This is a genomic window from Vibrio aestuarianus, assembly GCF_028858425.1.
Lineage (GTDB): Bacteria > Pseudomonadota > Gammaproteobacteria > Enterobacterales > Vibrionaceae > Vibrio > Vibrio aestuarianus.
This window is the reverse complement of sequence record NZ_JAKNYQ010000001.1, coordinates 1,344,890-1,365,050: the sequence shown is the minus strand read 5'-3', so window position 1 is coordinate 1,365,050 and position 20,161 is coordinate 1,344,890. Positions and strand designations below refer to the sequence as shown.

General features: G+C 41.0%; 15 protein-coding genes and 5 pseudogenes. 6 read left to right on the top strand and 14 right to left on the bottom strand.

What is annotated here, in order from left to right; translation table 11 throughout:
* Positions 1-123: 123 nt before the first annotated feature.
* Positions 124-342, bottom strand: coding sequence for a hypothetical protein (locus MCT08_RS06505; RefSeq protein WP_274678076.1), 219 nt, complete (start codon positions 340-342; stop codon positions 124-126).
* Positions 343-409: 67 nt separating this feature from the next.
* Between MCT08_RS06505 and tnpA (MCT08_RS06500) the strand changes: the two are divergent.
* The 3 genes and pseudogenes from tnpA (MCT08_RS06500) to MCT08_RS06490 form a co-directional block, all read left to right on the top strand.
* A pseudogene (gene tnpA / locus MCT08_RS06500) lies at positions 410-725 on the top strand (IS66 family insertion sequence element accessory protein TnpA).
* A complete protein-coding gene (gene tnpB / locus MCT08_RS06495) occupies positions 722-1,048 on the top strand; it encodes an IS66 family insertion sequence element accessory protein TnpB (RefSeq protein ID WP_168780387.1) in 327 nt (108 codons plus the stop codon). Before tnpA (MCT08_RS06500) ends, tnpB begins: the two are co-directional and overlap by 4 nt.
* Positions 1,049-1,182: 134 nt before the next feature.
* Positions 1,183-1,563: pseudogene (locus MCT08_RS06490) on the top strand (transposase domain-containing protein); the annotation flags it as partial.
* A gap of 127 nt (positions 1,564-1,690) precedes the next feature.
* On the opposite strand, the gene tnpA (MCT08_RS06485) reads toward MCT08_RS06490, so the two are convergent.
* The 11 genes and pseudogenes from tnpA (MCT08_RS06485) to MCT08_RS06440 form a co-directional block, all read right to left on the bottom strand.
* Complete coding sequence (tnpA, locus tag MCT08_RS06485) at positions 1,691-1,984, bottom strand: IS66 family insertion sequence element accessory protein TnpA (protein WP_274675688.1); 294 nt, start codon at positions 1,982-1,984, stop codon at positions 1,691-1,693.
* 113 nt (positions 1,985-2,097) lie between these two features.
* A pseudogene (locus MCT08_RS06480) lies at positions 2,098-2,528 on the bottom strand (ISAs1 family transposase); the annotation flags it as partial.
* 116 nt (positions 2,529-2,644) lie between these two features.
* Positions 2,645-4,150 (bottom strand): phospholipase D family protein, encoded by a 1,506-nt coding sequence (locus tag MCT08_RS06475; protein ID WP_274678075.1) that lies wholly within the window; start codon positions 4,148-4,150, stop codon positions 2,645-2,647.
* A gap of 104 nt (positions 4,151-4,254) precedes the next feature.
* Positions 4,255-4,470 (bottom strand): annotated as a pseudogene (locus tag MCT08_RS18665) (hypothetical protein); the annotation flags it as partial.
* A gap of 191 nt (positions 4,471-4,661) precedes the next feature.
* Complete coding sequence (locus tag MCT08_RS06470; protein WP_274675685.1) at positions 4,662-6,344, bottom strand: cation:proton antiporter domain-containing protein; 1,683 nt, start codon at positions 6,342-6,344, stop codon at positions 4,662-4,664.
* Between the two features lie 560 nt (positions 6,345-6,904).
* A complete protein-coding gene (locus MCT08_RS06465) occupies positions 6,905-8,482 on the bottom strand; it encodes an aspartate:alanine exchanger family transporter (protein WP_274675659.1) in 1,578 nt (525 codons plus the stop codon).
* A gap of 295 nt (positions 8,483-8,777) precedes the next feature.
* The gene (locus tag MCT08_RS06460) at positions 8,778-9,665 is read right to left on the bottom strand and encodes an IS982 family transposase (protein WP_168521016.1); all 888 of its coding nucleotides are present in this window, start codon (positions 9,663-9,665) and stop codon (positions 8,778-8,780) included.
* Between the two features lie 331 nt (positions 9,666-9,996).
* Positions 9,997-10,605, bottom strand: coding sequence for a hypothetical protein (locus MCT08_RS06455; protein ID WP_274678074.1), 609 nt, complete (start codon positions 10,603-10,605; stop codon positions 9,997-9,999).
* 722 nt (positions 10,606-11,327) lie between these two features.
* Entirely contained in the window at positions 11,328-11,579 is a 252-nt protein-coding gene (locus tag MCT08_RS06450; protein WP_274678073.1) for a hypothetical protein, read from the bottom strand.
* A 186-nt stretch (positions 11,580-11,765) separates the two neighbouring features.
* Positions 11,766-12,197: a GNAT family N-acetyltransferase gene (locus tag MCT08_RS06445; protein WP_274678072.1), complete on the bottom strand. Its 432-nt coding sequence runs from the start codon at positions 12,195-12,197 to the stop codon at positions 11,766-11,768.
* 238 nt (positions 12,198-12,435) lie between these two features.
* Positions 12,436-13,962 (bottom strand): annotated as a pseudogene (locus MCT08_RS06440) (ATP-binding cassette domain-containing protein); the annotation flags it as partial.
* A gap of 436 nt (positions 13,963-14,398) precedes the next feature.
* Here MCT08_RS06440 and MCT08_RS06435 point away from each other — a divergent pair.
* The gene (locus tag MCT08_RS06435) at positions 14,399-14,638 is read left to right on the top strand and encodes a hypothetical protein (RefSeq protein ID WP_053309224.1); all 240 of its coding nucleotides are present in this window, start codon (positions 14,399-14,401) and stop codon (positions 14,636-14,638) included.
* Positions 14,639-14,724: 86 nt separating this feature from the next.
* Positions 14,725-15,330, top strand: coding sequence for a hypothetical protein (locus MCT08_RS06430; protein WP_274675657.1), 606 nt, complete (start codon positions 14,725-14,727; stop codon positions 15,328-15,330).
* Between the two features lie 158 nt (positions 15,331-15,488).
* Here MCT08_RS06430 and MCT08_RS06425 read toward each other — a convergent pair whose 3' ends face one another.
* Positions 15,489-16,892 carry a Tle-like phospholipase domain-containing protein gene (locus MCT08_RS06425; RefSeq protein WP_274678070.1) on the bottom strand — a complete coding sequence of 468 codons (1,404 nt, stop codon included), beginning with the start codon at positions 16,890-16,892 and terminating at the stop codon, positions 15,489-15,491.
* 217 nt (positions 16,893-17,109) lie between these two features.
* Between MCT08_RS06425 and MCT08_RS06420 the strand changes: the two genes are divergently transcribed.
* On the top strand, positions 17,110-17,478 hold the full coding sequence (locus tag MCT08_RS06420) for a hypothetical protein (RefSeq protein WP_274678069.1): 369 nt from the start codon (positions 17,110-17,112) through the stop codon (positions 17,476-17,478).
* Between the two features lie 803 nt (positions 17,479-18,281).
* Here the strand turns inward: MCT08_RS06420 and MCT08_RS06415 are convergent.
* Positions 18,282-20,153, bottom strand: coding sequence for an Ig-like domain-containing protein (locus MCT08_RS06415; RefSeq protein WP_274678068.1), 1,872 nt, complete (start codon positions 20,151-20,153; stop codon positions 18,282-18,284).
* Positions 20,154-20,161 lie beyond the last annotated feature (8 nt).

Sequence of the window (20,161 nt, the reverse complement as noted above, 5' to 3'; positions counted from 1 at the left end):
GTTCTAATTTTATGGCTGATTCAAAAAAGGCGCCTTCTGAATTAAAACCGGTTAATAGTATTAATAGTGAGGTAGTCCATATTAAAAATAGGGATTTAAAGCATTTATTCATCATAATACAATCTACTCTTGAAACTGGAAGTGAGGGATGGTGACTTCATCTCGGCGATTTTTAACTCGTCCTTCTGCAGTATTGTTATCTGCAACAAGCCCACCTTGAGGTAGGTGGCAAAAAGGTAGTTTATTACATGTAAGTTGTCGCGGAGCGTGAAGTAACAAAACAAGCTCCGTTTCAGCCGACAACGAATAGTAAGCAACCATGCGCATATTTGCAAGTCTCATCAACCCCGCATTCTAATCGTCTAGCCCAAATAATAAGATCAAACCTCCAACCCAAAGGAGATTTGAAATGGCCAAACGACGCACTAACCAAGAGTGGCGCACCCTGTTCGAACAATATGAATCCAGCCAGCTATCACAACGATTATTCTGTGAACGTAACGGCCTGAGCCTTTCCACTTTTTATGCTAAGCGCCAACAATTAAAGCACTTCGAAAAACCGAACGCAGTTGGCTTTGTTAAAGCAGAAGTCGTTGAAAAGACCACAAAGTATCAAAGCAGTTGCACTGGCCAACATGACACTACTTGTCAACGATGTTGAACTGAGCATCCCACAAGGCACGCCAGCAGCCTATCTTGCAGAACTTATCGGTGCGCTGTCATGAAATGTATGCTCAGCGCCCCAGAGATTTATTTATATCGTGAAAGTGTCGATTTTAGAAAGTTCATCAACGGCCTTGCCGCGATTATCGAAAGTGACACGAACTTGCCTCTTGGCAGCGGAGCATTGTTCCTGTTTACCAATAAACAGCGCGATAAAATCAAAGTGTTGTACTGGGATAAAACGGGCTTTGCCCTGTGGTATAAACGGCTCGAAAAAGCCAAATTCAAATGGCCCACGCAAGAGAAAAAACAGATGTACACCCTGACTCAATTTGACTTAGATAGGCTGTTATCTGGCTTCACGACAATCGGCCATAAATTGTAAAAATAGACAATTTTACAATGAGTTAACTTCGATAAAAGTCAGTTATACCACAGTGTAGATTAGATAAGGATCGGCTGACCTATCCTTCTGATGAGAGATAATCGGAAGCCTGTCTTTAAGTTTCCGATTTTTTTATGTCTATTCAAAACTGTTTTGCCGATTTCCTCGAAGAAAGTCCTGTTGATGTAGCCCAACTCACCACTTTCTCTGAACATATCCCAGACGAGTGGGTCGCTAAGGCGGCAGCTCTTTCTGATAAAGCTACTATCCGCCGACGCCGATTACCAAGTGATATGGTTTTGTGGTTAATTGACGGTATGGCATTCTTCCGCAATGAACCTATTGCCGAAGTCGCACGAAGAATGAATGTCTGTGCGGATGGCTTAGCTGATGAAGAGTTGTTAGCCAAAAGTGCGTTAACCAAGACAAGGCAACGTTTAGGTAAAGCTGCGCCAGAGTGGCTGTTTAAACAGTGTGGACGAACGTGGGGGCTTGAACGATACCCTGATGATACGTGAAAGATGGGAAATCGAATCAGGTTATCGCGATATTAAAAGTTCGAAGCTGCCAGTCCGTTGATGGACTTTCTGAAGTCAACGAATTCACGATACAGGTAGATAGCTGAAGGGTTAACTAATCCCTTCATGATGACAGCTCACGGATAAGCTGTGCCAGGTAACCTGCGGGGGTGTTTAGCGGAATACTAAGTTCGACGTTATTAAAAGTGAGCGTCATGTCCGCACTGATAGGAGCGGTCACTTGATAACGAGTGGTTTGCTCAACTACTTCCGCTCGAACAAATCCGCTCTTTGGATTACCTTGAGTAAGCTCCAGCGAACGTCGTTTTGAAAAGAAGGTTGAAGGGCTGAGTTGGTTCTGTCGGCAGAACTCTCTTTGATTCAGGGAACTACTTTCGTACTGCTGGAATATCTCCAGCCATTTCTGGTCGCTTTAGCGTCGGTGAACCATGATCTTATCTCCATGTTGGTTGAGATAAGATCATAAAACTGGTGTCAGCTTAATTGAATGCGTGGTTTATGACGCGGTTACGTTTTAACCTGTCCCAGACCAACGCATTCTAAGCACAAAAAGCACTCACCATGTGTATAGTTGAACACCTTGAATTGCGGTCATATGAACTTCGAAGAGCCTTGCCATCAATGGCAATGAAGCGATTTTACGTTACTTCACATAAGCTGTTAACCCAACGGGTAAAGCATTGTTGAAACTGCTCTGCATCCAAACGAGAAATGACTCGATCTATCGTGTTATGAACTGGTAGACCTTGCTCAAAAATCCCTTTTTCTTGCAACCATCCAAGATGAGCTCGGTCAAAATCTTCAATATCCTCCCAACCTTCAGCACAAGTGAGAACGGCGCGAACAGTCAGAAATAATACATCAAAGAGCGGGTAACTGACCTTTGCAGACTGTCTTGGATCAACTAACGAACTAAAGTGCTTAGTAAAGATATCGGACATCTTGCTCTCCCAAAAGAGAGCATAAGATCACACCTAAAGTTAATCTTCAAATCAATCGTTTTAAGTGCTAAAAAAAACGCTCACGATCTTACCTCGCGGCTTAATGTTGTCACCGCTTATAATTGTGATTCCATTGGTAATATTTTTGCCATGTTATTTTTGGTGCGATCCCACCAACTGCTGTAGGGATCTTTAGTGTATCGAATCGCCTTACCTTCTTTCATTTTAGTCCAGACAATATCGCCATCTTCAAGAGTCAGTTTAAACGCAACCGTATCAATATAATCATCAAACTTCTGGGCAAGATAACGACCCAACGCCTCAGATTTAGTCAAAATACCGATTTCGGTATTTTCATTACGAGAGCGTGGATCTAAATTAAATGAACCAATAAAAGCCAAATGTCGGTCCATTACATAGTACTTCGCATGTAAGCTCAATTTTGATGCATTAGAAGGGCGTTTTTTATTAGACAGCTCATATAATTCATCCAGTTCTTGACTGTCTATCTCATGCAGTTCGACACCCATTTCCAGTAGTGCTTTTCGGTATTTAGAGTAACCAGTGTGTACCAGTGATACATCATTAGACATCATTGAGTTAGTGAGGATTTTAACTTTTACCCCACGATCAACGATCTCTTGAAATAGCTCTAGTCCGTCTTTTCCAGGTACAAAATAAGGAGAGATGATGATTAATTCTTCCTTGGTTGCTGTCACATAAGGGTGCAATTTAGGTGCTAGGTTATATTCTTGCTTATCACGAGATGAGACTATTTTCCTAGGATCATCGTACAACACTACGGTTTTTCCTACATATGGGACCTTTTCATTCTCTTTAATGAGTTCAATAAAGTGGTCGTCATTGACCGCCTCAACATATTGTGACTTTTTGTTGTCTTTTATAAACGTATCAAAACTCGCAGAAAGCGCAGTTAAATCACTGGTCTGGGGTCGATAGTCAGTGAGTAGCTCAATGTTGTAGCTAAGGCTATTATTCCAAAAAAGATCAAAGGCTTGTTGAACCTCTTTAACCGATTCTCCTGCAAAAACAACGTCCATATCACCAAAAGAGACCTCTTCAGAAGCCGTAAAATACTCATCAGCTAAATTGCGGCCACCTAAAATGGCAACACTACCATCGACAGTAAAGGATTTGTTGTGCATACGTCGAGTCACCTTCCCCAGCTTGGTGACATATTGGATTGTCCGACTTTCACCACGGACAAATGGGTTAAAAACTCGCACTTCAAAATTAGGGTGTGCATTGAGGCGTTCAATACTATTGTCTTTACCACCCAAATCTATGTCATCAACCAATAATCTCACGCGAACCCCGCGCTCGGCCGCTTGCCATAACGCCGCAACGATTAAGCCGCCACTTAAATCGGAGTGAAACAGGTAATATTGAAGATCAATACTCTCTTGTGCATCTTCGATTAACGCGATACGTGTAACAAAAGAGTCTACTCCTGTCTCGAGTAAAAACATGAATGTCTCATCGGATGCTAAGCCGAGTTTCTGACGCTGTTCTTCAACGCTGACACTTAATTGGCTGCTATCTGACTGATACAATGCGGTGCTCGGTGGCGTGGTATTGTCAGGTAAACTGGAACATGCCACCAGAAGAGTACATAGAAAAAGGCAGAGAAAGTTTTTAATCAAAATAATTTCCTCAATGAATGACTTAGTGTTGATTTAAGCTGGTATCGTATAAATATTCAAGGCTAAATTCCAAGGTGAGAGCACGTGTGGTTATTTATTGTCCCCCCCATAGCTGAAGCTAATATTTGCTCTAAATAGCTAATTTCCATCGTTACCATCTTAGTTTTTCAGCGTATGCTCGCTTTTCTAGTTGTGTCATTTCTAAGCATATTTATTGCAATGTGGCGCACGGCAGCTAAAATCTGTTCGGCATTCTCTCGATAGATCTGACAAGCGTCTTACCAATGAGTGTAGTGGTTACAGGTATAGGTATAAGTGCGGATATCGTACTTAACATATAAAGTGTCTCCCTTTTCGATGCCAAATTTAGCAAAAATCAAACCCGTGCTGTCATCTTAGATAAAAGAAGGAAAGATATGCATATATGTTTATTATTATCAATGTAAGATAAAAATCATTTCCCCCTATACTATTGTTTTATACGCTCGCAGCCATTTTTGTTCATTTCATCTTTTATTGCATCAATTAGTGTTGTGGAATCCTGTTCTGAAAAGCCAAAATTACTTAAAAGTTCCCGTCCTCTTTGTAAAGTGCTTTCTACATATATAGAGCCAGCATATTTGACCCCATTATTCTTTAAGAATACTTCATCTTCTCTGGTGTTCGTTCTAGCGTAAATATCTAAATTCTGGTACTTCGTTAATCTTAATGCCATATTTTTCAATACAGTCGGGCTAGTAACAGTAATAAATGCTGCTTTCGCCTCTGATAATTGTGCTTTATCTTGAATGCTACGTTTAAGTATATCTCCATAATGTGCGTTTAGCCCTAATGCTTTACCTCTTTTAACACTTTCATAATCGTTATCAAACGCAATGTAGCTAATGTTAGCTCGTTCAGCTAATAACGAGATTAAGAAACCGACCTCATCTAAACCAACAATAACCAGTTCATAAGCTGATGTATTATTGATTTTACTCCCATCTTCTCTCAATAAATACTTACTAACAATCCTATCTCCGAGGCCATTCATAGTAGGTGTGATGATCATACTAATACTGATAATAATAAAACCAATTGCAGCACTATTGCTATCAAGCAAACCCGAAGTTGTAGCTATACCAAATAATACGAAGGCAAACTCACCAACTTGATTTAACGCAAAACCACTCTTGATGCTAACAGATAGTTCCTTTCCATCAATTAAAGCAAGTAAGATTAAAACTGCCGTTTTAACAATTAAGACCGCAGATAACCACAGCAATACGTAGCCTAAGTCATTAAAAAACACATCTAATTGTATAGACATACCTACAGCAAAAAAGAAAAGACTCATCAATACACTTTTTAATGGCGATACGACGTCTTCTAGCATTAATTTAAAGTCAGATGTTGATAATAGCATTCCGAATAAAAATGCCCCTAAAGTTTCTGACATTCCCGCATAGTTTGACAACCATACGGTTAACAATATCATTAAAAATAGACTTAAGGCAAAACCGTATTTGTTGTCATTAGCTGCACAAATTTTAAGAAAAAACGGTAGTATGTAGCGAGCAAGGACAATAATAGCAACCAAAAAACCAGCGACTATCAATGTGTTAGTTGTTAATGAGTAACCACTTACATTATGTTGATGAGCGAGGATTGGGATCAATGCCATTACTGGCACAACACTCATGTCTTGAGCCATCAAGTTAGAAAAAATATTTTTGCCATACGCTGTGTTGAGTTGATTTTTTTCTTGTAGAAGCGTCATAACGACCGCAGTAGACGATTGGGAAAATATTGCACCAATGACAAAACCTACTTCCCAAGTTAGTCCTAATAATGTCCCAAAAAATGAGAACATAGCTGATGTGATAAAAACTTGACCTATTCCTTGTATAGCTATCGTTTTTTTCATATCCCAAAGCTGTCGAGGTTTCATACCTAAACCAAGAGTAAATAGAAATAATACTATGCCAAAATCGGCAATGCTTTGAATTAATTCAATATTGTTTGCCGCGATAGGACCTGGAGTATTCGGACCTAAGAAGATACCTGCAACGATAAAACCTACAATGGTTCCAACACCTAATCGGGAAAATACGATAATACTTAGAGTAATAATTGACAGTGCGGTTATTGCGGGAAGTAAGTAGCTATCCATTCATATCTCATTTCGATTGTCTAACGATCAAATTTTATACCTTATTGTTGGCCTTTATTTTAAAGCTATGACACTCTCGTCGACAATCTAATTTGATGGATCAAATCCATCAAAAAATAATGCATTTCACCTATCAAAGTTAATATTAACAAATAAAATAACAAGAATAACGGATATTTTGGTATATTTTTTGAGTCTTTCTGATAGTAAACAGTACGTAAGCGACGTTACTAAAATATTATTTTGACCAAAAATTATGATATGTACTTTCTATTATTGAAAATAAATCAGATATACCATTGCTAAACGAGTTAAAGAATATTGGACAATAATAAAGGCAACCAGCGTTGGCTCGACAATATACTAGCTCATAATCCAAATTACCGTGTAATTCCTAGTTCTTTGGCGAATTTTTGATCTGTAATAGTATAGTCTAGATAACGGTTTTAACCATCGTGACCAATATTCCATCTATCGGAGCCCTGTGTGGAATGTCAGTTTAAGCAAGTATCCCCCACCAAAGTGACGTGAGTATGTTGGTGGGGACACATCAACCTTTACTAAATAACAATAAAAAACTGCACTAATATAATTTTCAGTATGGTACCCACGCCAGGAAAAATCATCGCATAGCAGATTTCTGGCCGCCCTGTCGGCGCAAGTTGATTACCATACGCAAGGATAGCAGGGTTGCCAGTTGCACCGGATGCGATTCCTAACAACTCATCAAATTTAATTTTGAAGATGAAATGTCCTATCAAGATAACAACCAACACGACGACTGCGAGCTCAACGATCCCCGCGATAAAAATGCTCAGCCCTGCACCTGCGATGTTGTTCACAAATGGCGCACCTGAAGAGATGCCAACGCTAGCCAAGAACAGTGTTAGACCAAAATTGCGCAGTAGGGTATTCGCAACTATCGGCATACTCCAATTTAACGGACCAAGGCGCCCGACATAGCCAAGCACCAATGACATAATCAATACGCCACCAGCTATTCCGAATTTAACCTCTCCCACACCCGGTATAGGGAACGGGATTAAGCCAATCATTGCTCCAACAGCAATGCCTAACCCCATGGCCACAAAACTGTATTGAAATTCAGCATTGATGGAATCACCAAACAGCTTTCTTATCTGCTCCTTTTTACTTGATTCAACTAAAATGCCTAGCTGGTCACCATACTCAAGCTCCAAGTCAGGTTTGGCAAGTAGATCGGTATCGCCTCGTCGAACTTGAATAATTTCTACCGAGATATGTTTGGGTAATGCAATATCGCGCAATTTTCTGCCAATTAATTGCTCTTTTGAGACAAATACCCGCTCATAGTCGAGGTTGTGTCTATCTTCGGAGACGTTGCCAGTGTCGGCTGCTTGTAGCATAGCAATATGCTCAGGGTAACCTGTGACCAAGAGCGTGTCGTTGACATCAATCTGTAGATCATTCTCTGGAATCAGGTTAACGTTGTTGCGCCTGATCGCGAGCAGGTTCACTTCATCGGGCAATTTATGCATCACATTACCAACCGTTAGCCCAGTGAAGTTCCGCGTTTTTGCATCCAGTTCACCGATGGCCAGCCTCTTAGCAGCAGGAACGTCGATATCAGGTTTAAACATGCGTAATGCTAAGTAAAAAAATATCATCGGGCCGAACACACCAAAGGGATAGGCAATCGCGTAGGCAACAGCAGGATCGTTATTACCCGAAGCATCAATCGCTGCCTGTAAGCTGGCAGTACTGGTCAACGAACCAGCAAACATACCTGCAGCAAAATCTGTTGAAAAATGCATGGTTTGGCTAAGCAAAACGGCAGTTCCAAAACCGGCCAACACAGCGATAGCCGCTAACAGATTGACTTTGATACCGAATGAGCTTGCTAACCCAGAAAAAAAGTGCCGACCGTATTGAATACCGATACCGTAGAGAAACAGCACCAGCCCCATCAAACCCAACAAACCAGGCGGGGTCGCATTCGGTGCAATAGCGCCGAAAGCTAAGCCCACAAAAAGTACGGCGCCAATACCAAGAGAAAAGCCACCAACATTAATTTTCCCAACGGCGTAGCCGATGCCAATGACCAAAAAGAGCGTGATAAATGGCTGAGAGTCTAAAAAATACGCAATATTTTCAATCATTTTAATTAATGACCCTTATTCCGTTAAATTTGTTGACACTATAATAGTGTAATAACTCAGCTTTTTGTAAGAGTTTTTAAGCCACTTTTGCTTTTAACGCAACAGGCCTTGGAATTGGGACTAAATGTTTTGGCTAGTAGTTTTACTTTGATGAGATAAGACGTCCCATCTTTCTTATGTACTGATAGATGGGGTATTGTAACTTTGCAAATTTAGCAAAAGGCAAAACATGACCCCGTTAGTTTTTCAAATGTAACTCTCTATCGTGAGTTAGACTATTTAACCTCAGATCGGTTTAAGCCATCGCCATCAGTCCTGTTTTTTCAGTGTTCGTAATATTAAGCGATGGCTTTTCTGGCTTCAGACAGTACGCGATTAACCCGCCAAGTAGGTTCAGCATGAATCCATGTAGGCTCCGATGACGAGAGTGCTCTATCTGAGAGATGTTTTTCAGTTGGTCATTGATGGTTTCGATAATAAACCTTTTTGACAGCATCGCTCTATCCCAAGCAGCAAGTACCTTCGGCTTCATGTTCTTGCGGTGGGTGGTAATTAGGGTGATTCCGTCTTCTTTTAAATCTTCGGTAAGTACTTTACTGATATAGCCTTTGTCTGCATAGAGCTTGTCAAGAAGGCCTTTTGATAGTTCCCGGACTGGCTTTCTATCATCGGTATTGGCGGGGGTAAGTTTGGCTGCAACGATATCGCCAAGATGATTGGTTATGATGTGAAGTTTAAATCCATAAAACCAGCCCATTGTACCTTTACCCCTTGCCGCCGTTCCTTTGAAAACCTTATGTCTCGGAATGCGTAAGTTGTGGCAGACTTTTATACTCGTAGAGTCAATAAATTCAATGCCTGTCGGTTCACCTTTGACATGGCTAAAGAAAGAGCTGAGTGGCACAAGAACTGAAGGCATTACTTCAAGAAACCGTGTGTAACTGAGCAGAGTTGGGAAATAACTCTTGTAGTGGCGACGCACGATCCCAAGGTAAAAGTTTTTGAAATCACGCTGATGAGACATATGGAAAGCGATAATGATTGTCATGATTTCGCTTTCGGACATCCTGCCTTTGCGGTTGCGCTTTCGTTCGCCGCTTTCAAGCTGAAGTTTTTGCCACTGTGGCAGAAAAACTTTACAAAAGTCATCGACATGGCAAAACAAGTCCACTAATTTATCCATAGCTGGTTCCTTTGCGACGGTTCTCTCTTAATTGAAAGATCTGATCGCAGAACCAGCTTTTAGTTCCCTTCTATTTTTATCCCGAGTTCAGGTTATTTACTTGAAATCCAATTGTTCAGATTAGGGTTAAGAAAGGGAATTACGAAAGTGCTCCGAAATGAGCTATCAGGGCATTCTATGTAACGGCCTAGTTGTTTGGCAACTTTGGCGGCACTAATCCCTTACTTTCAGAGATTGAAATCATATATCTTTCAATCTCAGTGAGGTGAGGTGAGGTGAGTATATGGAATAGGTGAAATTATCACCAAAGAGTAAACATCAACATCATCGGTCATTCCATAGGTTTGGATTGATTGGCTTTAATCTCTTTCGCCAACTGCAAGGTATTGGCTGGCATTTGAAAGCGTCGATCATGCTTTAATTTCTCACGACTTCCATTATACCCTGCAATTAAAACATCGGCTGCAAATCTAGAACAATTATTCGTTATAGGATTAAACCTGAAGGCAAATATATTCGATAAAATATGTTTAGCTATTTTTTCTATATCTAGAGCTGATTCTGAAAATAATACAAGGTTGTTCTCATCAACTCCATCCTTCCACTTGTGCATATCCCAATTAATAACTTCACGTACCCGCTCTCGAGTAACCTTGTTTCTATATAGAGGGTGATTTCCATACATTGATACATAAATAAATTGGCCATCAGGATAACGAATTACCACTGCACTATGTTTAGACTTACCAAAGCTAATAAGTGCTACACGATGATTTCCTTCACATAGTCGATTTACTATACGATCTGCGGAAGTCGAATTGACAATAGAAGAATGTCTATTCTTGATTTGGGCCGAAAACCAGCATCTTATTCCACGAAAACACTTCTGCTTCTTTATGTTAACGCTGGTATTAGCAATCTTTCTAACTTTTATAGTCATAAAATTCGGATTCGGACATGATGTACCAGTACTGAATATTTTCTGAGCTATATCAAATTTCGACCTCGACCTCGACGCTAACGACATACATGACTTCCTATCTGTTGTTCTCACTTAATGAACTACATAGTTAAACGATTTCAATATTCAAATGGCAAAACAGCCACTCATACCTCTGGCCACATTCCTTTTCATTGGGAAGCACTGGCCACCCGCCTGCCCGTTCTGCGTTATCGTTTCTCACTCGCTCGACTGGAAAAACCGCTGTTATTTCTGGGGAAGAATTAGTAGATTCGGTAAATGTAGCTGTTGTAAGTGTAGATATAGTCGTTAGCATATTTAGCACCACCTTTTCGATATTCAATTCATCGTAAGTCAGACCTGTACTACAACCCTAGGCAAGGTAATCGCGCCATTATCGACATAAAATCAATAAATGGCACAGGATATGGTGGAATAAACTCTGATTTTGAGACACAGTAAGACACAATAAATAAACTATAATTAAATAATGGCTTACATAATTAACATTTCCCCTTAATACTACCAAGGCAAAATAATAAAAACCGATATACAACAGAATGGGAAAGTGCAAGCCACCACATTTAGCAGTGTCAGATTTTTCAAATTCAATAAAAAGCCTGTATTTGTTCTTCGCTGTGAACATCTTCTGAAAGTTACAAAAGCGGCCACAATTGTTTTTGTGGCCGCTTTTGGACACGCTAGTGAGTGGTGCGACTCGGTCCATTACGCACTAAATCTTGACCAGTTTGGAACACCTCTTCTGTCACCCAACGTGATAGTAATAATTGATGTTTATCATCCAATACTGCAACAAAACGACGACCATCTTTATTACTGGTTGCCAAAGCCAACCCAGCGACATTGGTTAAACCCAAACCACCACTTTCTACAGCAATGATAAAGGCTTCTAGATCTGCTAGGTTGGTGATGATGTCTGTTTCATTGTTCATGTTGCTATTCTCTGTAGAGCTAAATTGATAATGCGGGAATGTTGCGATATTTACTTAGCTAATGCAACTTTCTATTGTGAATCACTACTACCAATAAACTCCTAAATAACATCCGCGAACTCGCTTACAGATATCGTCTACGTTTATTAACATAAAGTATTTCGAACACAAGAATAAAAACAGTACCTAACTATTAGACAAAAACTTTCTTAGGCCAATTCTACTGTAACCCCTAGGAAAATCATCGAAACGAGTAAATTCCTCAAATCCTAGACGCTGATAAAACACAGGAGCCTGCCAACTCTGAGTCCATAACCATAAGCCTGATAATTCTTTCAGCTTTGCGTACTCTTCCGCTTTCCCCATAAGCTGCTTCCCTATACCTGTACCACGATAATTTTCGTCAACCCAAAGCTCATCAATGTACAGCCAGTCCCATAACAAATCGACGGTTAGCGCCGCTATGAGCTTTCCATTATCGTCTTGAATAGTCCAATTTAAACGTTCCTTGTTATAAGAAGGCGCTGCATTTATTTGACTATGGGACTCAAACCCAGCCTTCAATTCGCCTTGTTTTTGTGCTTCAAGAGCACCAGTAATGAAATCAATTTTCAGCATTTCCTATCCCAACTATTAATCTATTTCTAATAGTAAACAGTGTGTAAGCGGCGTTACTAAAACATACTCTTTTAGCCAAGAATTATGGCATGTAATTGCTATTATAAAAAATAGTTCAGAGATGCCGTCACTAAACAAGTTCAAGAAGACTGGCCAATAATAAGTAAAGGCGAGTTAAGCAATCGGCTCTAGCTCGCCAATTCACATTCACTAGCTCATAATCCAATTTGCCGTGTAACTCCTGATCATGACTGACAAGGATAAAACCACCACGATAGCCATTCAGAGCTTGAGCAAGCATTATCTTCGAGTCGAGATCAAGGTGGTTATCTGGTTCATCGAGTAATAACAACGGTTGAGTCCGCTGGTGGCTAACGATCAACATCGCCAGTTTCATCTTCTCTCCACCACTGAGCATACTGCCTATCTTAAAGACACTATCACGACGAAAACCGATACCTGCCAGTAGTGTCCTCGCATCGCTCTCTTTCATTCCCTCACTTTGCTGTATCAAGTTGTCCAATATGGATAGGTTGGAACAAATTACACCAAAATGCTGGTCAAGATAGTACAGAGGTGTATTGAGCTGTAATTCCCCCTGTTGGAGCAACCGTTTTCCAAGTATAGTTTTCAACAAGGTTGATTTGCCGCTACCATTTTTACCCACTAGATGCACTTTGTCGGTCGCATAAACTTGTAAGGTAATTGGTAACGCCCTACCAAAAGGTAATACCCCTTCGAATATGGAAATTACTTTACGAGAGCGGCTTTGGCTATCTGCCAGATACAACTTCTGACTCTTCAGTTGATCTTTTCTCGACTTAAGAGCCTGCTCTTTTTCTTCTAAATGCACTTGTCGAAGTTGCTCATTCTTATTACGACTCGAAGCACGTGCCGTCGCTTTATCTTTCTTGCCATCAAGTAGAAGCTTGGACTGACTGCCCTCTTTACGTAACTTGTTACCTTGAGCTGCTCTTTGCTCAGCTTTTTCTCGATTGCGCTGCGCTTGTTCTTCCAGCTGCTTTTTCTGCTTATCTACATTAGCTAGCTGACGCTCAACCGCTTGTAACTCGGTTCGTTTAGTCTCAGCATAAGAAGCATAGTTACCACCGAAAACTTGTAAACCAAGGCCGGATAATTCCCAAACTTCTTCGACTTCACACAGCAATTCACGGTCATGGCTGATGACTAAAATCGCCCCTTCAAAAGCACGCATAGATTGAATCAACCACTGCTTAGCATCGGTATCGAGGTGGTTGGAAGGCTCATCCAGAATAAGCAGCTCAACATCACTTTCAAACAGTTGCCAAAGCTGTAATCGAGCCAATTGCCCGCCACTGAGTTGCGCACAAGGAAAATCTAGATCTAATGGTAACCCCATATCACAGAGTTGCTGAGTTAGTCGCATGGCGAGATCCCACTCTTCCTCAACCAATTCGAACCAATGTTCTGAACAATCCCCCGATTCAATACGCTTTAGCGCTTCAATTACATCGTCTTTACCTAGGAACTGCACAATAGAAAGTTCAGCGGAAAGTAAATGCGAAGGTTGTTGACGGTAGACAGCCACTGATCGTGACAAAGTAACGGTGCCACCAGATGGCGTTTGCTCGCCACTTAAAATCGAAACGAACACCGATTTACCCACACCGTTGCGTCCGACCACACCAACACGGCGCTTGGTCATTGAGCATGACAGTTGCTGAAATAGTATATCGCCATTATCAAATTGATGGCTGATATTATAAGCCTGTAAGACTGGCATAATTTGCCTCCTGTTTGACAGGGACAACAACCGTAGCTAGAGATAATTCAAAGATGAGTTCAAAGCTAGCACTCACACTAAACGTGCAATTCCCAAAAAAAAGAATGAGTGATAACCAAGAAATATCGGAAAGTGAGCTACGCCTACTAACCCTGTATATCCAAAAAAATAAAATGAGAAATGGATGACAGGTTTAGTTATTCATATTGGCGTAATCTCCCAGATAAATGATGGCGTAATATTAACCAGTCAACTGAGCTAGAGTCAAGTAACAGAATCCTATACGTTGCGAAGACTGCTACGCTACTTTGATTATCGGCCTATAAAATAAGGTATTTTCTTACAGGATTTATCGATAAATTTTATCTATGCTCAGCGCGATCGAACTTTCTCTTATTTTGATATGGTCAACTTTAAGTGTCCAAAGGAGTGCAAAATGAACAGTGACCAAAGAATAGAAAGCCACATAGCTTGGTATTACCGCAGTGGCTTCGTGATGACACTGATTTTTGTTATCGGACCTCTAGCATTGCCTCTCGTCTGGCTCTCTCCGATAGTCCCTCGATTGACCAAAGGCATAGTAACACTGGCGATGGTAACGCTGAGTATTTTATCATACCAAGCATGGCTTGATGTTGAACCCATGGTCACAGAGCTAATGAAGTCGATAAGATGATATCTTTCATTAAGCAGTAGAAGGGCCACCTAGCCACACACATTTCTAAAACAGCAGTTATAACGATGAAGGTAACTAGGGTATTTATGTCTAATTTATCATTAATCAGAACTCACTCTTTACCATCTTTACCCCTTGACCACACTATGAATCATAAGCATTCTCTCGCCGTAAAAGGCATAACTAACACTGGCATGAGGAAACTACCACTTCACCGACAAAGTTCAGTCCATAAGCAGCGCGGAAATGAGAAGCTTTTTGAAAATAAAAGACCTGAAAATCTTACAGGCGGCAAGAATGAGTTGGGCAATTTAGAAAAGGCTCTTAAAACCGCACGAGCACTCATCGTTTCTAAACCTTCGGATTTAAGCGTAATACACAATAAATCGATTAATAAATTTGTATTTCATTCAATCTTTGGATTTGGAATAAGCCATTCAGATTCACCTGCAGATTCACCTGGATTAAAACAAAAAATAACGCATGCTGCATTAGCCAAACACTTATTCGGAACAGCCAAGTTTGTAACTAGTGCTGGGATAATAAAAAAGGATGATAAAGATAACTGTTATGTCATAGATAATAATTCAGGCCATTACGCTCCAGATGATACATCTTTAATCAAGGTTAAATTTTATCTTGAAAGTTTAGGCTGCTCTGTAAAGCTGTCCTGTAAAATTGGTGAAAGGTAGGTAAAGACGGATATACATCAACAGCGGATGATAAAATTTAGTTCAATTAAATTGTGAGTGAAGCGTGTTTACACTAAACAGATACCGCCTCACTTACTCATAATTTATACAGCCAGCTATCAAGATTACTAGTTGCTTTTCTGGGATGTGTTTGACACTCAGCTAGCGCTACGCGACCATTGCTGAATATGATCATAGAAATTGATATGATCACTAAAAGGAGTATCTTCACCTACAAGAATTCTAGGTAATATCATCAACCTACCTACGAGACTCAGCTTTCGATTAACTTTATGCATCATAGGAACTACATCTCCTTTCATTGTATAGTGCTTAATACCAGAAAGTACTTTTTTTGCTTGTTCTGAAGTATAGAACTCAAACTTCGAATTTACTTCAGCCAATATCGAACGACCAAACTCTGCACTACAAAAGCACTCTGCATTGAGAGGGGTGTCCGGAGTAGATACCATTACAGCAGCATAAGCCGCCTCCCCACCTCCCTTTGAGTGACCGGAAAATGATAAGCTATAATCCTTATACTTTTCTCCTTCCATCACCGTTACCATTTCTGTAGCTAAATGTTTCGCCTGCTTATAACTCTCAGGTACTTTGCCAAAGACTCCATTCTGTATATTTGCTTTCCATTGTTGGGTCATAATACTTACATTACCTGTGCTTCTTGAGCTGAACCTACCTATTTTTTCTCCACTGGTCGTGCCACCAAACACAACACGCAATTCCTTAGATGTATGGTTAAAGAAAATAAATCCAACTAAACCACTGTTCGAGTCGCTGAACATACCAGTTGATGGCGAAATTTGTAGATTTAAACCTTCAACTACCTTTTTAAAATCAGAATCCTTACCTAATAAATCCAATTCCCATAGCCTATCCGTATCACGACGCAATACAGCAAGATCTTGCTGATATGGATAATTTGCCAATGCTGCACTTCGTTGAATATCTTTCCTGTTATGCCGATTCGGCGGCTCTGAAACCGTTTCCATCAAACAAAGACCCTGCTTTCCCGAACCAGATGAACAAGATTTTTTTCCTAAGCAACTTTCAATCCGCATATTCACCGCTCCTAGTTGCTCCGAGGATTGTAGCTCTGTAAGATCCGAAGTTGAGCTCCGAACACCATCGCTATGGGACCTTAAAAAAGGATATTGACTAGCTTGGCTTACTGTTTTTTCGTCGCGCTTCGAGGATTGTAGTTCTGCAAGATCCGAAGTTGAGCTCCGAGCTCCATCTCTACAGTCCCTTAAAAAAGGATGAGGTTGACCTGTTGTTTTTTCATCGCGCTTCAATTCTTTCTCAGGTTCCCTCTTGACTGCATGTACCCATGCAACTTGATGAGCTGTGGACGATGACAGTGGATGCCTTATATACACGCTCGTCTTATCACTCTGATCACGAAATTCCCTCATTCTCCTTGGAAAAGACGGTGAAACTTTTGAAGACGACTGCTCCACCCTACTTACGTGAAAAAGCTCAGGGGCTTCTTCTACCTTTTCTTTATGTTTGTGTTTTTTTTCAACGGACGAGACAGAAAGCATTTATTACTCCGATAAATTAAAGTGGTGACTATACATTATGTATTTTGTTGATCTTTATTATTTCTTGAACCTATTTTATTGCGAGAAATATCATTGTTGTTTGGCGCCACTACCTTCGAAAATACGAGGACCAGTATACTCACAATCCATATAAGATGTATTGAAGCGCAAATATATTATTTATATTATTTATTGATAGTTAAACTACCTTCCATACATGATGAATTTTGGCGTAATATATCTCAAGCTTATAATTTTTAATCTATTACTTAACAAATATAAATTTAGGAACCTATCTAACGTCCTGATTGTTGGTAGAAACCAGACTAACGCTAACCAACTGGCTCCATCGCTGTTTGAGAACGTCACCCTCTACTGTGATTATTTACCTCAGTCAAAAACGATTGGTGAGTTCCAGCATGCACCAGATAGAGAGATCTATCAGCTCAGTGACAAGCTTCAATTAAAAGAAAGGAACAAAAACGACATTACTATTTTTGATAGCTCAGGAATTGCCTACCTAACGCCCAATGAATCAGAACGATTATATTGGGAAAACTCTAAGAGCGTGGCCAATATCAGTTGACCACTTGAGCGAAGTTCAGAATTTGTACGGTGACTCAGAGTGAAAACTCTCTGAGTACCAGCAGTTCGGATATAGATGTATAAATAAACATGACGGACACTGAATTGGTCATTGTGTATAAATAGTAAACGTTGCGACAAACCCTGAGTCGAAGACTTTGGGCATGTGCCATTCCTACTTTATACATAATTAGTGGAATGACACAGATTCTAAACACCACCACAAATTTTATTCATTTATAGTTATAGATGTAAGTTTAAAATATTCACAAGCACTATGTTCAGTTGTAAAAACGTTCATTTCTTTATCTACGTCACTTTGGTGAATTGTCTTCCTCGGCGAATGTATGGCTTGAAAATACAACCAAAAGGGGTAAAACGAATTTAATAAATTTACTAGGTAACATATTTTAATTACTCACTATTGATTTATCAGTTATTAAAAAACCTCCTTAGTGTTAATAAGAAGTAAAGTGAATAAATAAGAAATAAAAAAGTGGCTCACATTATAGAAAAAGCCGATATTATCAAAGAAAGATAGATTCTTTCGCAAAGCTTGGAAACCGAGAGTAGAATAGGTGTCTTTCCAATCAGCCCAAACATAACTGTCGATGTTTAATTAAGTCATTCTTCAAGCTATCTATTACTATCTTGCTCGCTTACACACTGTTGTTTTTGATAGAGAGCTGCAATATCAAATATCTCAACAATGTCGTGGATCAAAGTCATCGTTGGGTGATACAAAACAAAAAAAATGCCAGATGCAACTCTGGCACTTCAAAACTAAAATTAAACATTAAAACGTTAAGGCTCTGAGACGCAGGACGCATAGTGCGGACTGTTCAGATCGGGGCTAGTGGGGCTGCTGATGATACCATGGTAGAGGCTCACGGCGTAATAGCGAGGACCATCAGGTGTCGCCGACCGGTAGTAGTAGTAAGTCGGCCAACCGCGCGCGATAAACATATTGCCGGATACATCGTACAGCTCCGTTTTTAACTCGTCTTTTGTTGCTAAGCGCCAGTTCGTTCGCCCGCCGATACTATTGGTGTTGTAGGTAGTGCACAGTGTGTTTGCGTTATTCCAGTTGAATAGGTAAAAATCACCAACTGGGCCGTAGTATCCCATTTCAGTATAAGTACCATCATTTCCTACGCTGCCGACAATGCTATCTAAGTAAGCCACGGATGGTGAGTTGGTAAATAATGTCCCGTCACCTGTATCGAAGATATCAAGACATGGTCCTGCTAAGTCACACACATTCACATCCACCGTATTACTGGTGATATTATCCTTGGTGGCGGTAACCGTGGTACTGCCCACTTCAACACCGGACAACAAACCCCCTGATGTCACCGTTGCGGTATTGGGATCGTCTGGCATCCATGTCACTGAGCTGGTGACCTCAGAGGAAGTACCATCACTGTACGTCGCGTCAGCGGTTAACTGCTGAGTCTGACCTTTCATCACATTGACTGTCGCAGGCGTCACTTGAATCGCAGTAATGAACGCCGCCGAGACAGTGACATTCACCGTATTACTGGTGATACCATCCTTGATGGCGGTTAGCGTGGTACTGCCCACTTCGGCACCTGACAACAAACCCTCTGACGTCACCATTGCAGTATTGGTATAGTCTGACGTCCATGTCACTGAGTTGGTGACCTCAGAGAAAGTGCCATCACTGTACGTCGTCGTGGCGGTTAACTGCTGAGTCTGACCTTTCGCTACATTGACTGTCGCAGGCTTCACTTTAATCGCGGTAATGGCCGCCGCCGAGACAGTGACATTCACCGTATTACTGGTGATGCCATCCTTGATGGCGGTTAGCATGGTACTGCCCACTTCGGCACCGGACAACAAACCCTCTGACGTCACCGTTGCAGTATTGGTATAGTCTGACGTCCATGTCACTGAGCTAGTGACCTCAGAGAAAGTGCCATCACTGTACGTCGTCGTGGCGGTTAACTGCTGAGTCTGACCTTTCGCTACATTGACTGTCGCAGGCTTCACTTTAATCGCGGTAATGACCGCCGCCGATACAGTGACATTCACCGTATTACTGGTGATACCATCCTTGGTGGCGGTAACCGTGGTACTGCCCACTTCGGCACCGGACAACAAACCCTCTGACGTCACCGTTGCAGTATCGTCTGACGTCCATGTCACAGAGCTGGTGACCTCAGAGGAAGTACCATCACTGTACGTCGCGTCGGCCGTTAACTGTTGAGTCTGACCTTTCGCTACATTGACTGTCGCAGGCGTCACTTGAATCGCGGTAATCACCGCTGCCGTCACTTCGACATTCACCGTATTACTGGTGATATCATCCTTGGTGGCGGTAACCGTGGTAGAGCCCACTTCGGCACCAATAAAAACGCCTGGCTCGTCAAAGTGTCCGACATTTCGATCACTTGTATGCCAATCACCCACGCTTAAATCCGATAATGCGCGAGATGAACCGTCTGAGTAGAAACCAACAGCCTCAAAAGGTTGTTTATTGCCTTTCGCAAGCGTCAGTTCACTCACTCCCCGCGTTGTTATTGGCGATGCGACGATATCTATGCGCTCCAATTTTACCATGGACTCAAACACATCTTCTGAATTACAACTGGTTAATAGCATTAATAGCGGTAAAACCACTAATGTAAGTAAAGCGTTAAAAGAATGATTCATAATCATAC

Bases quoted from the DNA above. Each gene is read 5' to 3' on its own strand.
- MCT08_RS06505 (WP_274678076.1), bottom strand. From the start codon at position 342: ATGAGACTTGCAAATATGCGCATGGTTGCTTACTATTCGTTGTCGGCT.
- tnpB (WP_168780387.1), top strand. From the start codon at position 722: ATGAAATGTATGCTCAGCGCCCCAGAGATTTATTTATATCGTGAAAGT.
- MCT08_RS06470 (WP_274675685.1), bottom strand. From the start codon at position 6,344: ATGGATAGCTACTTACTTCCCGCAATAACCGCACTGTCAATTATTACT.
- MCT08_RS06465 (WP_274675659.1), bottom strand. From the start codon at position 8,482: ATGATTGAAAATATTGCGTATTTTTTAGACTCTCAGCCATTTATCACG.
- MCT08_RS06460 (WP_168521016.1), bottom strand. From the start codon at position 9,665: ATGGATAAATTAGTGGACTTGTTTTGCCATGTCGATGACTTTTGTAAA.
- MCT08_RS06455 (WP_274678074.1), bottom strand. From the start codon at position 10,605: ATGACTATAAAAGTTAGAAAGATTGCTAATACCAGCGTTAACATAAAG.
- MCT08_RS06450 (WP_274678073.1), bottom strand. From the start codon at position 11,579: ATGAACAATGAAACAGACATCATCACCAACCTAGCAGATCTAGAAGCC.
- MCT08_RS06445 (WP_274678072.1), bottom strand. From the start codon at position 12,197: ATGCTGAAAATTGATTTCATTACTGGTGCTCTTGAAGCACAAAAACAA.
- MCT08_RS06435 (WP_053309224.1), top strand. From the start codon at position 14,399: ATGAACAGTGACCAAAGAATAGAAAGCCACATAGCTTGGTATTACCGC.
- MCT08_RS06430 (WP_274675657.1), top strand. From the start codon at position 14,725: ATGTCTAATTTATCATTAATCAGAACTCACTCTTTACCATCTTTACCC.
- MCT08_RS06425 (WP_274678070.1), bottom strand. From the start codon at position 16,892: ATGCTTTCTGTCTCGTCCGTTGAAAAAAAACACAAACATAAAGAAAAG.
- MCT08_RS06420 (WP_274678069.1), top strand. From the start codon at position 17,110: ATGATGAATTTTGGCGTAATATATCTCAAGCTTATAATTTTTAATCTA.
- MCT08_RS06415 (WP_274678068.1), bottom strand. From the start codon at position 20,153: ATGAATCATTCTTTTAACGCTTTACTTACATTAGTGGTTTTACCGCTA.